We start from the raw sequence: 15,924 nt of genomic DNA, 5'->3' as shown, positions 1-15,924 counted from the left end.
CAATCATCTGTTCCCCGTCATGCGACGCGTCCCCAGTGGCCGCTGTCGGCGACGCGCCCGGCGATCGAACTCATCGCCTCCATGTAGCGGGTTGCCGACTTCTTGGCCACCGGGTTGTCGGGATGCATGATCGCCATGACCGTGCCCTCCCCGTACCGGAATATGTAGATGGTCAGCTGGTAGGAGAACCGCCCGTCGGGATAGATCCCGATGTTGTTGGCCAGCCCCATGGCACCCGCCGCCAGCACGGCGTTCAGCGGCGCCGCCCCGCCGTGCAGGAAGTTCGACACCGGGAAGTTCGGCTGGGGCCACCGCAGCCACGGCGCCAACTCCAGCACCCGGTAGTACGGCACCCGGACCATGTCCAAACTCGAGTCGAAGCACGCTTGGGCCGCCGCCGCCGCCTCGGTGAAGGACGTCGCGGCCACCGGGACGACGATCGGGATCAGACCGGTGAACCACCCCTGCGTCATGAAGTTGTCGCCGGCGGTCCGGGAATCCCTCGGCGTCAGCCCGTAGTAGGTAAGGGCCCCGGTGAACTCGTGTTCGACCAGGCCGAGGCACGCGAACAGCCCGCCGACGAAGCGCGCGCCCGCGGCCGAGCACGCCGCCTCGAAGCGTTCCGTCTGCCCCGCGTCCATCAGCACGTGGGAGGTCATGTCGCTGGCGGTGGCCTTGCCCGGGTTTCCGAGCGGCAGGGGGAACTCCGGGAAACCGTCGGCGTTGTTCTGCGCGAACTCGATCCACCGGCGCACCCCGGGTGAATCCGTGGTCAGCTCCGCGGTGTACTCGCCCTCACGGACGCAGAAGTCGTCGAAGCTGCCGGCGTCGGGAAGCACCAGGGCGTCGCCGCCCGTGCTCAACGCCGAGTACATGCCGTTGGCCTCCATCATCGTGGTGCCGATCAGCGTCGCATCCCCGTGGACGTGGTCCATGGCGGCGAAGAAGGTGAAGTGGTCGTCGTTCTGGACGATGCCGAACGTGAAGCAGCCCCACTCCAACGGATTTGGGATGCTCGTGGCGTGTTCGCGGATCTCGTCGGCCGTCAGGTGCCCCTGGTCGACGGGCACGAACTCGATGTCGGAGGGATCCTCGAGGGCGTGCCGGACGAAGTCGCCGGCATCGGTGTGTTCGAACCAGCTCCGGAAGGTGTCGTGCCGCCGCAGGTAGGCGTTGACGGCGTGGTCCATGGCCGCGACGTCGCACTGGCCGGCGACCTCGCAGCTGGCGATGATCTGCCGCGAGAAGTTCAAGCCGGCGTTCGTGCGGTCACGGTAGTTGCGGAGGTGCTGGCGCTGCATGTAGCTCACCGGCACCGGGCTGACGGGCGCCTGTCGGGCCTTCTCCTGCGCCGCGGGTGTGGGATGCCACGACGTCACGGTGCCCGCCGTCACCGACCACTCGTGAAGAGCGCCGATGGTGATGTCCCCGATGCGCAAGAACGTCGTCCTCCCAGTTTGCCCGGTTGCCGGGTGCGGCACCTCACGGTCGCGGCGCCCAACATACCCTCGGTGGCCGACTAAACCCTTTCGCCGGTGACGAATCTGTGACGTCGCGCCGCACGTGCCATAGTGGGCGGCGGCAGTGCTTCTCAGCAACTCCGGCGCCTCGGTGGCGCCGAAACTGACAGCTGGGTAAGTTATCTGACCGCCGAGTAAGTTACCTCACCGTAGGTCACGATGGAAGGGCTCCACCATGGGAAGCGCAGATCGTCCGATGGAGCCGGCCCCGCGATTCGCGATCGTCGGCTATGCCGCACGGTTCCCGGGCGCGGCCAACGCCGACGAGTTCTGGGACGTCCTGCGCGAGGGTCGCGACGCCGTCTCCGACGTGCCGAAAGACCGCTGGAACGCCGACGACTTCTACGACCCGGAGCCCGGCGCGCCCGGCAAGATCGTCAGCCGCCGGGCCGGCTTCGTCGACGACGTCACCGGTTTCGACGCGCCGTTCTTCGGGATGTCGGCCCGCGAAGTTCGGCTCATGGATCCCCAACATCGAATCCTCCTCGAGACGGCGTGGCGCGCCGTCGAACATTCCGGCACCGCACCGACAGATCTGGCAAACACCAACACCGGGGTCTTCGTCGGCCTGGCGACCCACGATTACCTCGGGATGGCGTCCGATGAGCTGACCTATCCGGAGATCGAGGCGTACCTGGCAATCGGCACGTCGAACGCCGCGGCGGCGGGCCGCATCAGTTACCGGCTCGGACTTCAAGGCCCCTCGGTGGCCGTCGACACGGCGTGCAGCTCGTCACTGGTGGCGATCCACCAGGCATGCCAGGCGCTGCGCCTGGGCGAGTGCGACCTCGCGCTGGCGGGCGGCGCCAACGTGCTGCTCACCCCCGCCACCATGATCACGTTCTCCAGCGCGCACATGCTCGCCCCCGACGGACGATGCAAGACGTTCGACGCCGCGGCCGACGGATACGTTCGCGGTGAGGGCTGTGGCGTCGTCGTCATCAAGCGTCTGGAGGACGCGATCGCCGACGGCGACCACATTCGGGCCGTCATCCGCGGCAGCGCAATCAACCAGGACGGCGCGTCGGGCGGTCTGACTGTGCCGAATGGCGTTGCGCAACAACGAGTCATCTCCGACGCCCTGAAGCGCGCCGACGTCGAACCCCGCGACGTCGGATACCTGGAGGCCCACGGCACCGGAACCTCCCTCGGCGACCCGATCGAGGCGCAGGCCGCCGGCGCGGTGCTCGGCACCGGCCGCGCAGCCGACCAACCGCTGTTGATCGGATCGGCGAAGACGAACATCGGACACCTCGAGGCGGCCGCGGGTATCGCCGGCGTCATCAAGGTCGTCCTCTCGCTGGAGAACGAAACCCTGCCCAAGCACCTCAATTTCGAGAACCCCTCGCCGCACATCCCCTGGGACCGCCTGGCCGTGGAGGTCGTCCGGGAGAACACCCCGTGGACGCGCGGTGACCGGCCCCGCATCGCCGGCGTCAGCTCCTTCGGCTTCGCCGGCACCAACGCGCACGTCGTCATCGAAGAGGCGCCGCAGGTGCCGGCCGCCGAGCCGGTCGACCAACCCGACGCCCGCTTTGGCATCCTCCCGCTCTCGGCCCGCACGCCCGCCGCGCTGACGGAACTCGCAGATCGCTACCGCCGCTGGCTCGTCGACCATCCGGAGGCGAGCCTCGCCGACGTCTGCCTCACCGCGGGCGCGGCACGGGCGCACCTGGAGCACCGGGCCGCGCTGGTGGTCGACTCGAGGGAGTCCGCCATCGAGCTCCTCGCCGCGCTCGCCGACGACCGCCCGGCTCCCGGGCTGGTCCGCGGAGAATCGCACGACACTCCAAAGACCGCGTGGCTCTTCACCGGTCAGGGCAGCCAGTACGCCGGCATGGCCAGGGACCTGTACGCCACCCAGCCGGTGTTCGCCGAGACGCTGGACCGGTGCGCCGCGGTGCTGGCCGACGTGCTCGACGAGCCCTTGCTGGACGTGATCTTTGGAAGCGAAGCGACGGGGGGAAGCGGGGACGAGACGCTCGGCCAGACCGCCTACGCGCAGCCCGCCCTGTTCGCGGTGGAGATGGGCCTCGTCGCGCTGTGGCAGTCATGGGGTTTCGAGCCCGACGTCGTGGTGGGCCACAGCGTCGGCCAGTACTCGGCGGCCTGTGTCGCCGGTGTACTGACCCTCGAGGACGGCCTGCGGCTGATGGCCGAACGCGGCCGCCTCTTCGGCAGCCTGCCCGCCGGCGGCCGAATGGTGGCCGTCTTCACCGCGGCCGAACGGGTGGAGGGCCTCACCGACGACTTCCCCTCACTGTCGGTCGCCGCCTACAACGGCGCCAACACCGTGCTGTCGGGTCCGGGCGACGATGTGCAGCGGGCCGTCGCCACGTTGACGGCGGACGGCGTCCGGTGCGACTGGCTCGACACCAGCCATGCGTTTCACTCGGCGCTGCTGGAACCGATCCTCGACGAGTTCGAGTACTTCGCCGACACCTTCGAATACGCAGTGCCGCAACGTGTTCTGATCGACAACCGCACCGGTGAGGCACTCGGCTGGAGCACCCGGCTCGACGGCGCACACTGGCGCAGGCATGCACGTCAACCCGTGGAGTTCGCCAAGAGCGTGCAGACCCTCGCCGCGCTGAACTGCAAGGTACTGCTGGAGATCGGTCCGCAACCGGTGCTCACCGCCACCGCGCTGCGGGCCTGGCCCGACGCCGCCTCCGCGCCCCGGGCCATCGCGTCCCTGCGCCGCAACGTGGCCGATCCTCGGCAGATCGCCGAGGCCGTCGCCGACGCCTACGTCCACGGTCACGTGCCCGACTTCGCGGCGTTCCTGGGAACGCCCGCGCGGAAGGTGGACCTGCCCACCTATCCGTTCGAGCACCGCCAGTACTGGTTCCGGGACGGCCGCGAGCCGGCGAGCGAGCAACGGGTCGCCGCCGGACCACGCACCCAGTCCGTCCAACTGCTCGAAGACGGCCACATCGCCGAACTCGCCGCCGCGCTCGGTGGATCCGGTGACGACCCGCAGATCATGAAGATCTTGACCGAGCTTGCCGCACAACACAATCGACAGCGCTCGGCGCAGTCCACGTCGGACGGCCGCTACGAGATTCGCTGGGACACGTCCCCCACCCCGCTCTCCGGTGCGGCCGCCGACGCCGACGTCACCTGGCTGCTCGTCGGGACCGCCGACACCGGGCTGCAGCCGTTGGTCGACGCGATCACCGCACGCGGACAGCGGCACCGGTTCCTCGGGCTGCCCTCCTCCGACGCCGACGAAGAGGCGCTGGCCGAGGCGCTGCGCGGCGCCGCGGACGACGGTCCGCTGCGCATTCTTCACGTGGCGGCGGTCGACGCCGAGCTGGACCCGGCCGCGGCGCAGTCGTTGTTGCGCATGCAGCACCGCGTCCTGAGTGGTACCCGACGCCTGTTCACGGCCGCCGCGACGGCCGACCTCCGCGCACCAATCTGGCTGCTGACCCGCGGTGCGCAAGGCGTCGTCGACGCCGACGCCGTGGCACCGGAACAGGCCGCGCTGTGGGGATTCGGCCGGGCCGCCGCGCTGGAACTTCCCCAGGTGTGGGGCGGCCTGGTGGACCTGCCGGCGAACGCCGACGGCGACGAGTGGCCCCGGCTCCTCGAGCGCATTGCGGCATCGCACGACACGGCCCCGCGAGAAGACCAGCTCGCGCTGCGCGGGCAGACGATCCATGTGTCCCGGCTCGTTCGACGCTCCGAGCAGCCAAGCGGCGCACCACTCGAATTACGAGGTGACGCAACCTATCTCGTCACCGGCGGCCTCGGCGCGATCGGCCTGGAGATCGCCGGCTACCTGGCCGCGCACGGCGCCGGCCATCTGGTGTTGACCAGCCGACGGACCCCTGACGACGCCACCCAGGGGCGCGTCGACGCCCTGGCCGCGCAGCACGGCTGCGAGATCCGCGTGGTCGCCGCCGACGTGGCCGACGCGCACGCCGTCGCCCGCCTGTTGGGGACCGTCCACGCCGAGCTGCCGCCGCTGGCCGGCATCGTGCACGCCGCGGGCGAGATCGGCACCACCCCGATGAGCAGCCTGGACGACGCCGAGGTAGACCGGGTCTTCGCCGGAAAGGTTTGGGGCGCCTGGCATCTGGCCGAAGCGGTGGCCGACCTTCGGCTCGACTTCTTCGTCAGCACCTCGTCGATCGCGTCGGTGTGGGGCGGTTTCGGCCAGACCGCCTACGCGGCGGCCAACGCCTACCTCGACGGCATGGCCGCCCGCCTGCGCGCACGCGGCGTCCCGGCGACGAGCGTCAACTTCGGCCCCTGGTCGGCGGGCATGGCCGACGCGGAGTCGCGTGCCCGGCTCGAGCAGCGTGGCGTTCGGACCCTGTCGCCCACCGATGCGCTCGCCGGTCTGGTCGACGTGGTGAACGCCGCGTCGGGAGCGGGACCCGCGCACGGCATCGTGGCCCGAATCGACTGGGCGCGTTTCCTTCCGCTGTACCAGCAGGCGGGCAGGCGGGCGTTCCTCGCCGAGGTGGAGCGCGAACTCCCCGCCGAGCAGGCGGCGACCACGGCTGTGACGGCCACCGGACGGACGCCGCTGGTCGAACGGCTCGTCAACGCCCCTGTGCAGCAGCGCAAGAGGCTCGTCACCGACTACCTGCGCGACGCGGTCGCCGAGATCACGCTGGTCGACGCCGCCGAGATCCGCGAGGACGCCGGGTTCTTCGACCTCGGCATGGACTCGCTGATGGCCGTGGAGATGAGGCGCCGCATCGAGGCGGGCGTCGGCACGGAAATCCCCGTCACCGTGGTGATGGACCACCCCCGACTGTCCGACGTCGCCGACTACCTGCTCGACGACGTGCTCGGCCTCGGCGAGACGCCCGACGCCGCCCCCGCCCCGGCTCGGGCGGTGACCACGCGCTTGGACGAGCCGATCGCGATCGTCGCGGTGTCGTGCCGCTTCCCCGGCGCGCCCGACCCGGAGGCGTTCTGGGAGCTGCTGTCCGGCGGCGTCGACGCAATCCGCGAGGTGCCAGAGGACCGCTTCGACATCGACGAGTTCTACGACCCGGATCCCGACAGCGCGGGCAAGACGTACACGCGTTTCGGCGGATTCCTCGACGGCATCGACGGATTCGATCCCGAGTTCTTCGGCATCTCGCCGCGGGAGGCCGTCTGGATCGAGCCGCAACAGCGTCTGACGCTCGAGACCGTGTGGGAGGGGCTCGAACGAGCCGGATACTCGCCGGCCTCGCTGCGCGGCAGCCGGACCGGAATATTCATGGGCGTGGCCGCCAACGAGTACGCGCATCTGCTCTCGGGTGGGTCGATCGACAAGATCGAACCGCACTTCATCACCGGCAACGCGCTGAACGCCATCTCCGGCCGGGTCGCCTTCGCGCTCGGCCTCGAAGGGCCCGCGGTGGCCGTCGACACGGCGTGCAGTTCGGCGCTGGTCGCGGTCCATCAGGCCGCCCAGGCGTTGCGCTTCGGCGATTGCGACATGGCGCTGGCCGGCGGGGTGAACGTTCTGCTGAGCCCGGTGACCATGGTCGCCGCCTCCCGCGCCCGGATGCTCTCCCCCGTCGGACGCTGCAAGACCTTCGACGCCTCTGCCGACGGGTACGTGCGCAGCGAGGGCTGCGGTGTCCTGGTCCTCAAGAGGCTCAGCGACGCCGAACGCGACGGGGACCGGATCGCCGCCGTCATCTCGAGCAGTGCGGTGAACCAGGACGGCGCCTCCAGTGGTCTGACGGTGCCCAACGGTGGTGCGCAGCAACGCCTCATCGGAACCGTGCTCGCCCGGGCCGGCCTCAGCGGCGGCGACGTCGACTACCTCGAGGCACACGGCACCGGCACGCCGCTCGGCGATCCGATCGAGGTGCAGGCCGCCGCAGCGGCCTACGCCGGCTCCCGGGCCGTCGACCGCCCGCTGCTGATGGGTTCTGTGAAGACCAACATCGGGCACACCGAATCCGCCTCGGGGGCAGCTGGTCTGATCAAGGTCGTGCTGTCGCTGCAGCACGACCTGCTCCCGGAGAGCCTGCACTTCGACACCCCGTCGCCCCACATTCCGTGGGACGCCCTGCCCGTGCGGGTCGTGAACGAGGCGACGCCGTGGCACGCCAACGGCAGGCCTAGGCGCGCCGGAGTCAGCTCGTTCGGCTTCACCGGGACCAACGCGCACGTGCTGATCGAGGAGGCGCCCGCGCGGGTCGAGCCGGCCGACGACGCGCCCGAGTCGACGTCTCCGGTCAGCGTCCTCGCCCTGTCGGCGCGCTCACCCGAGGCCCTGGCCGCGTTGGCGCGGCGCTACGACACCTGGTTGAGCGTGCACCCCGACGTCGACCTCGACGCGGTGTGCCGCACCGCCGGGACCGGCCGGTCACACTTCGAACACCGCGCCGCACTAGTGGTGGATTCGGTTGCGACCGCCCGCGACGGCCTCGCCGAACTGGCCGAGAACCGCTTGCGCCCCGGTGTGGTCCGTGGCGAGCACGCCAACCATCCGACCACGGCGTGGCTGTTCACCGGGCAAGGCAGCCAGTACCCGGGAATGGCACGCGAATTGTTCGCCCAGGAGCCGGTTTTCGCCGAGACCGTGCTGCAGTGCGCGGACGCGGTCAAGGACATCGTGGCGCGTCCGTTGCTCGAGGTCATGTTCGCCACCGACCTCGACACGGGCGGCAAGGCCGGAGAGGCGTTGCGCCACACGTCGTTTGCGCAGCCGGCGCTGTTCGCCGTCGAGATGGGCCTGGCCCGGCTGTGGCAGTCATGGGGTGTCGAGCCCGACGTGGTGCTCGGCCACAGCGTCGGCCAGTACGCGGCGGCCTGCGTGGCCGGGGTGTTCAGCCTGGCCGACGGCGCCCGGCTGATCGCCGAGCGCGGCCGGCTGTTCGGCAGCCTGCCCGAGGGCGGGCGGATGGTGGCGGTGTTCGCCGACGCCAAGCTCGTGGAGCAGGTCGCCGCCGACTTCCCGCGGGTCTCGGTCGGCGCGTACAACGGTCCCAACACCGTGCTCTCGGGCCCCGGCGAAGACCTGGAGAGCGCGGTCGAGCGGTTCGAGGAGGAGGGCATCCGCTGCACGTGGCTCCAGACGAGCCACGCGTTCCACTCGGAACTGCTCGACCCGGTGCTCGACGAATTCGAGTCCTTCGCGGCGCAGGTGAACTTCGCTGCGCCGATCCTGCCGCTGGTGTGCAACCGCACGGGCGCGGTGCTGACGCCGCAGACCCCGCTGGACGCCCCCTACTGGCGGCGTCACTCCCGGCAACCGGTGCAGTTCGCCGAAAGCGTGCGCACGGTGGCGGCGCTGGGCTGCTCGGTGTTGATGGAGATCGGACCGCAGCCGGTGTTGACCAGCGCGGCGGTGCAGGTCTGGCCCGAACATCTGGCCGCGCCGCGGGCGGTGCTGTCGATGCGCAAGGGCGTCGACGACCGTTGTCAGATCGCCGATGCACTGGCCGCGGCGTACGTCGGCGGTCACCGACCGAGGTTCGACGCGTTCCACCGTGGCAACACGGCGCCGCTGGAACTGCCGACCTACCCGTTCCAGCGTCGCCGGTTCTGGCCCAAGTCGTCCGGTCTGACCGGCGCCGAGGGCAACGGCGCATCGGTGTCGGGAATCCTGGGCAGTGCCAAGGACTTGGCGTCCGGCGACTCCGTCTACACCAGCAGGTTGTCGGTCAAGTCCCAGCCGTGGCTCTCCGACCACGTCATCTACGGCACGGTCGTCGTCCCCGGCGCGACGTATGCCGCGATGGCGCTCGCCGCGGTCGGCACCCCGGCTCGGGCCAAGGACGTGTTCTTCTACGAGCCGATCATCCTGCCCGAGAAGGCATCCCGCGAAGTGCAGCTGACGCTGCATCCGCTCGACCAGGGTGGCGAGTCGCGCTTCCAGGTGCACAGCCGCCCGTACGGCGAGAAGGGTGCCGAGTGGTCACTGAACGCCGAGGGCGTCGTGGTCACCGGCGTCGACGACGCCGAGGCCACCGCGCCGACGGAGCCGGTCGACGAGGCGATCGAACGGCTGGAGCGCATGCGCCCCCAGGATCTTTTCGAGACGTTCGCCGACCTCGAGCTGGCGTGGGGACCCAACTGGTCGGGCTCGCTGAAGTCACTGTGGCTCGGCGACGGCGAGGCGATCGGCGACATCCTCGTCGGCGAGGAACTCACCGAACACCTCGGCACCGAGCCGATGCACCCCGTGCTGATGGACCTGTGCACGGGTGTCGCGTTCCCGGCGTTCCCCGCCCTGCTCGCCGCCGAGCAGGGCGTCAACGACCTGTTCCTGCCGCTGCGGTACGGGCAGGTGACGTTGCGAGAGAAGATGCCGCGGCGGTTCTACTGCCGGGCGAGGTGGCACGACAGCGGTCTCGACAGCGAGACCCAGGTCTTCGACCTCGACTTCCTCGACCGAGATGGCCGTCAGCTGGGCGGCATTCGCGAGTTCACCGTCAAGCGCGCGCCGCGCGAGGCACTGCTGCGCGGGCTCGGCGGCGACGCCACCCGGCTGCTGTACACCCTCGGTTGGCACGAGGTGCCGGCGTCGGGTGACGACGGCACCGGCATCGGCACCGCGAACGGCACCTGGCTGATCGCCGGGTTCGACGAGCTCGCCGCGAAGGTGCCGGGCTGCATCACGCTGAATCGCCATGCCGACCCCGAGCTCCTCGGTCGGGTGCTGGCCGACGCCCACCAGCGCGGTCTCGGGTTCTCCGGTGTGGTGTGGCGCAGCGCGGCGCCGACCGGACCCGAGTCGAGTGTCGAGTCCACGGCTCGCCTCGAGGGCGAGATCGCCAACCTGCTCAGCGCCGTGCACACCGTGCAGGGCGGGGAGGTGAAGCTGCCCGGTGGGCTGTGGATCGTCACCGAACAGGCCGTCGCCACCGAGTCCGGCGAACCCGTCGACCCAGTGCAGGCGGCCCTGTGGGGATTTGGCCGCACGACGATCAACGAAGAGCCGATGCTGCGCTGCCGGCTGGTCGACTGCGACGGTTCGGCGGAGGCCGTTCAGGCCCTCGTCGACCTGCTGGCCAAACCGGTCGACGAGCCCGAACTGGCGCTGCGCCAAGGCAAGCTGCTGGCCTCGCGGCTGTTGCCGTGGGCCCGCAGCGGCCACCTCGCGGTGCCACGGGCCGGGGACTACTGGCTGGCGCCCACCGAGCGTGGCGCGATCGACAACCTGCGGCTGACCGAGAAGGACGTGCCACCGCCGGACGAGGACTACGTGCAGGTCCGGGTGGAGGCCGCCGGCCTCAACTTCCGCGACGTGCTCAACGTCCTCGGCCTCTATCCGGGTGACCCGGGCCCGATCGGCGGCGACTTCGCCGGCGTCGTCACCCAACTGGGCGGCGGCGCAGAAGGACTCGAGGTGGGTCAGCGCGTCTACGGCTCCATGCAGGGCGCGTTCGCCACCCGGTTCAACGTGCCCGCCCCGTTCCTGGCACCGATCCCGGACGGGGTGAGCGCGGTGGAGGCCGCGACGATTCCCGCTGCGGCGCTGACGGTTCGACTGTCGTTCGACTGGGCGCAGCTGAAGCCGGGCGACAAGGTGCTGATCCACGCGGCCAGCGGAGGCGTCGGCCTGGCGGCCGTGCAGATGGCGCAGCGGTGCGGTGCCACGGTCTACGCGACGGCCAGCACCTTCAAGCGCGCGACGCTGCGCAAGCTGGGCGTGACGTACGTCTACGATTCGCGCTCAACCGATTTCGCCGACCAGATCCTCGCCGACACCGACGGCACCGGCGTGGACGTGGTGCTCAACAGCCTCACCGGTGAGGGTTTCATCGAGGCGACGTTGAGGGCCACCGCCCCGAACGGCCGCTTCGCCGAGATCGCCAAGCGTGACATCTGGACCCACGAGCGGATGGCCGAGGCCCGTCCCGACATCGCCTACGAGATCGTGGCGTTGGACACGGTCATGCTGACCGACCCCGAACGCATCCGCGGGCTGCTGACCGAGGTGTCGGAGGGCTTGGCGAACGGCGAGTGGACGCCACTGCCCGCCGAGATCTATCCGCTGACCGAGGCGCGGGCCGCGTTCCGGCGGATGCAGCAGGCTCGGCACATCGGCAAGATCGTCGTACAGATCCCCAATCCGCTTGCCCCCCGGGCCGATCGGAGCTATCTGATCACCGGTGGCCTCGGCGCGATCGGGCTGCACACGGCGGCGTACCTGGCCCACCTCGGCGCCGGTGAGATCGTGGTGACCAGCCGCCGCGCCCCCGACGCGGAGGCGTTGCGGCTGATCGAGGAGATCGAAGAGCGGCACAAGTGCCACGTCCACGTGTTCGCGGCCGACGTCGGCGTCGAGTCCGAGGTGGCGACGCTTCTCGAGCGGATCCGCGCCGAGCTGCCGCCACTGGCCGGGGTGGTGCATCTGGCGGGCGTCCTCGACGACGCGCTGCTGTCCCAGCAGAGCGTGGAGAGGTTCCGAACGGCGTTGGCACCCAAGGCCTTCGGGGCGTTCCACCTGGATCGGCTGACCCGGGACGACGAGCTGGACTTCTTCATCGTGTCGTCGTCGGTGTCGGCCCTGTTCGGTTCGCCGGGGCAGTCCAACTACGCGACGGCCAACTCACTGCTCGACGGCGTGGTCGCGCGGCGCCGGTCCAGGGGCCTGCCCGCCACCGGGGTCAACTTCGGACCGTGGGCCCAGGGCGGCATGGCGTCTTCCGAGGCGGCGGCGGCCAACATCGGTGCCCAAGGCCTGATTCCGCTGGAACCGTCGGCGGCGCTGAGCGCCCTTGCCGAGGTCGTCGCCAACGGCACCGGTCAGGCCACCGTGATCAAGGCCAACTGGCAGCGGGCCGCGAAGGTGCTGGGCAGTTCGAGGCCCCCGATCCTCGATCTGGTGTTGCCGAGTGCGGCCGGCGAGGTGACCGGTGACAGCGAGTTGCTCAAGCAGCTCCAGGAGATCCCGGTGGCGCAGCGTGCCGGGTTCGTCACCGAATTCCTGCAGCGCGAGGTGCAGAACTTCCTGCGCCTGGCGGGGCCGCCCGCGGCGTCCAGTCGGTTCCTGGACCTGGGCACCGACTCCCTGATGGCGATCGAGCTCCGCAACCGGTTGCACAGCCAGTTCGGTGGCGCGTTCACGATCAACGCGACCGCGGTGTTCGACTACCCCACCATCGGCGGGCTCGCCGAATATCTGGTGGGCCAGCTGCCCGACGCGGAAACCGCAGAGGAAGCGGAGGTCGCCGCCCCGGCGGCCACCTAGGCCCAGCGGGTGGCTTCGACCTCGGCGGGCAGCGGCGTGTGCAACGGCACGTCGAGGCCGTCGTAGATGCCCGGCTTCTGGGTCGCCAGCCACTCGACGGCACCGAGCAGGCGGTTGGCGGCCGTGGTGTTGCCGCCGTCGGCGCGGGTGCCGCCCGGGACGTCGGCGCGGCTGACGATGGTCAGCTGAGGGTCGCCGTCGACGACGACGCGGTGGTCGCCGACGCCCTCGTCGGGCTGCGGCCAGTCGGGCGCGCACGCCGGGTCGATGCGGGTGACGTGGTCGACGACGATGCGCTCGCGGCCACCGGACCAGCCGATGATCTTCAGCCAGAACGCGCCCTGGGTGCCCTTGCCGAAGTGCCCCATCACGTTCTCGACCGACTCCTCGAGCGGTCGCCGTTCGACGACCTCGGTGATGTCGTCGATCTCCAGGCCGAGACCGCGGCCGATCAGCCGGATGTTGCCGCCCCACACCATCGTCGGGACCGACGGCAGCAGCATCATCGGCACCTCGTCCATCGATCCGCCGAAACCGCAGCTGACCCGGACCGCGTGCGGCTGGTCGTAGGTGGAGTAGTCGAAGATCTCCTGACAGTGGATCGTCTTGATGCGCGTGCAGAGCCCGGCGGCCATGATGGCGAGCGCGTCGTTGGCCCATCCCGGGTCGACGCCGCTGACCAGCAGGGTGGCGCCGCCCTGCTCGGCGGCGGCGGTCAGGCGGTCGACCCATTCGCCGGGCGCGGAGCGCGGGTCGTAGAGGGAGTAGAGCGACGGCGTGACGACGTGCGCGCCGGCCCGGAGGCACCGCTCGATGTCGGCGACGGCGTCGTCGGGGCGGATGTCGCCGGAGGCCATGTAGGCCACCGCGTCGCAGTCGGCCAGCGCCGCGTCGACGTCGGCTCCCGCCAGGACTCCGGTGTCGTCGGGCAGGCCGGCGAACGTGGCGGCGTCACGTCCCACCTTGTCCGGGGACGACGTGATCACGCCGGCGAGTTCGAGCCCGGGAAACGCGACCGTGGAGCGGATCGCCGTCGAGCCCATGTTTCCCGTCCCCCAGACCACCACGCGCCTCATGCGCCTCACCCTAACGGGCGTGCTAGAGCGCCTCGTGGCAGACATCACATTGGCCGGAAACCGCAGGTCAAGGTGCCCAATCGTCGCTTACGGCCGGCCCAATCAACCGTCGGGTTGGTTAGCCAGCGGAAATTTGCTCGACACTGCTTTGCGAACAAGTTACCAGCCGGTATAGTTGGCGGCAGTTACTGGTGGGTAACTTAGCCCGAGTACCCAACCGCAGACGGCATCTCATCGAGGAGAATTCGTGAGCCATTACAAGAGCAACGTCCGTGACCAGCTGTTCAACCTCTTCGAGGTCTTCGGAATGGACAAGGTGCTCGGCGAGGGAGCCTACGGCGACCTCGACGGCGACACCGCCCGTGAGATGCTCGCGGAGATCACCCGGCTGGCCGAGGGACCCATCGCCGATTCGTTCGCCGACGGCGATCGCAACCCCCCGGTGTTCGATCCCGAGACCCACACGGTGAAGCTGCCCGAGGCCTTCAAGAAGTCTGTTCGCACCATCATCGACGGCGGCTGGGACAAGATCGGCCTCGACGAGGAGCTCGGCGGCATGCCGATGCCCCGCGCACTGCAGTGGGCCTTGATGGAAAGCGTGCTCGGCGCAAACCCCGCCGTGTACATGTACTCGATGGGCGCCGGCTTCGCGCAGATCATGTACAACCAGGCCACCGAAGAGCAGAAGAAGTGGGCCATCCTGGCCGCCGAGCGCGGATGGACCTCCACCATGGTGCTCACCGAGCCCGACGCCGGTTCCGACGTCGGCGCGGGCCGCACCAAGGCAGTCCAGCAGCCCGACGGCACGTGGCACCTGGACGGCGTGAAGCGCTTCATCACCTCCGGTGACGCCGACGACCTCGGCGAGAACATCCTGCACCTGGTGCTTGCGCGTCCCGAGGGTGCCGGTCCGGGCACCAAGGGCCTGTCGCTGTTCTTCGTGCCGAAGTACCACTTCGACTTCGAGACCGGTGAGCCCGGCGAGCGCAACGGCGTCTACGTCACCAACGTGGAGCACAAGATGGGCCTCAAGGTCTCGGCGACGTGTGAGCTGTCGCTCGGCCAGCACGGCACCCCCGCCGTCGGCTGGCTCGTCGGCGAGGTGCACAACGGCATCGCGCAGATGTTCGAGGTCATCGAGCAGGCCCGAATGATGGTGGGCACCAAGGCCATCGCCACGCTGTCGACCGGCTACCTCAACGCGCTCGAGTACGCCAAGAGCCGCATCCAGGGCGCCGACCTGACCCAGATGACCGACAAGACCGCGCCCCGCGTGTCCATCACGCACCACCCCGACGTGCGCCGGTCGCTGATGACGCAGAAGGCCTACGCGGAATCTCTTCGCGCGCTGTACCTGTACACCGCGACGTTCCAGGACGCCGAGGTCGCCAAGGCCGTCCACGGCGTGGACCCCGAGCTTGCGGGCAAGGTCAACGACCTGCTGCTCCCAATCGTCAAGGGCGTCGGCTCGGAGCAGGCCTACGCCAAGCTGACCGAGAGCCTGCAGACCTTCGGTGGTTCCGGCTTCCTGCAGGACTACCCGGTCGAGCAGTACATCCGCGACGCGAAGATCGACTCGCTCTACGAGGGCACCACCGCCATTCAGGCGCAGGACTTCTTCTTCCGGAAGATCGTCCGCGACAAGGGTGTTGCGCTGGGCTACGTCGCGAACGAAATCGAGCAGTTCGTCAAGAACGAATCCGGCAACGGACGCCTCAAGGCCGAGCGTGAACTGCTGGCGAACGCCTTGGCCGACGTCCAGGGCATGGCCGCCACGCTGACCGGCTTCCTGATGTCGGCCCAGGAGGATTCGGCCAACATCTACAAGGTGGGCCTCGGTTCGGTGCGCTTCCTCATGAGCGTCGGCGACCTGGTGCTCGGCTGGCTCCTGCAGAAGCAGGCCGTCGTGGCCATCGCCGCCCTCGACCAGGGTGCGACCGGCGCGGACAAGTCCTTCTACGAGGGCAAGATCGCCGTCGCGTCGTTCTTCGCCAAGAACTTCCTGCCCCTGCTGTCCAGCACGCGTCTGGTGCTGGAGAACATCGACAACGAAGTGATGGAACTCGACGAGGCTGCCTTCTAACGTCGAATCACGCGCTCGAGGCCCCCGCTGCGGCGGGGGCCTCTTGCGTTTCATAACCGCCGAACAGCTACCGCCCAG

At 69.7% G+C, this 15,924-nt stretch carries 4 protein-coding genes; 2 read left to right on the top strand and 2 right to left on the bottom strand.

Annotated elements, in window-relative coordinates; genetic code table 11:
* Positions 1–17: 17 nt before the first annotated feature.
* Positions 18–1,439: a condensation domain-containing protein gene (locus tag H7J06_RS28370; protein ID WP_264042776.1), complete on the bottom strand. Its 1,422-nt coding sequence runs from the start codon at positions 1,437–1,439 to the stop codon at positions 18–20.
* Positions 1,440–1,695: 256 nt separating this feature from the next.
* On the opposite strand from H7J06_RS28370, the gene H7J06_RS28365 reads away from it, so the two are divergent.
* Positions 1,696–12,687, top strand: coding sequence for a type I polyketide synthase (locus H7J06_RS28365; RefSeq protein WP_264042775.1), 10,992 nt, complete (start codon positions 1,696–1,698; stop codon positions 12,685–12,687).
* Here the strand turns inward: H7J06_RS28365 and H7J06_RS28360 are convergent.
* Positions 12,684–13,763, bottom strand: a complete 1,080-nt coding sequence (locus tag H7J06_RS28360; protein WP_264042774.1) for an NAD(P)H-dependent amine dehydrogenase family protein — start codon at positions 13,761–13,763, stop codon at positions 12,684–12,686. The two genes, H7J06_RS28365 and H7J06_RS28360, sit on opposite strands and share 4 nt — an antisense overlap.
* A gap of 247 nt (positions 13,764–14,010) precedes the next feature.
* On the opposite strand from H7J06_RS28360, the gene H7J06_RS28355 reads away from it, so the two are divergent.
* Positions 14,011–15,846 carry an acyl-CoA dehydrogenase gene (locus H7J06_RS28355; protein WP_264042773.1) on the top strand — a complete coding sequence of 612 codons (1,836 nt, stop codon included), beginning with the start codon at positions 14,011–14,013 and terminating at the stop codon, positions 15,844–15,846.
* Positions 15,847–15,924 lie beyond the last annotated feature (78 nt).

The sequence above is a fragment of the Mycolicibacterium hodleri genome, from assembly GCF_025822245.1.
In the GTDB taxonomy this organism is placed as follows: Bacteria; Actinomycetota; Actinomycetes; order Mycobacteriales; family Mycobacteriaceae; genus Mycobacterium; species Mycobacterium hodleri.
Note: the sequence above shows the minus strand (reverse complement) of the source record. Positions and strands in the feature narration are given on the sequence as shown.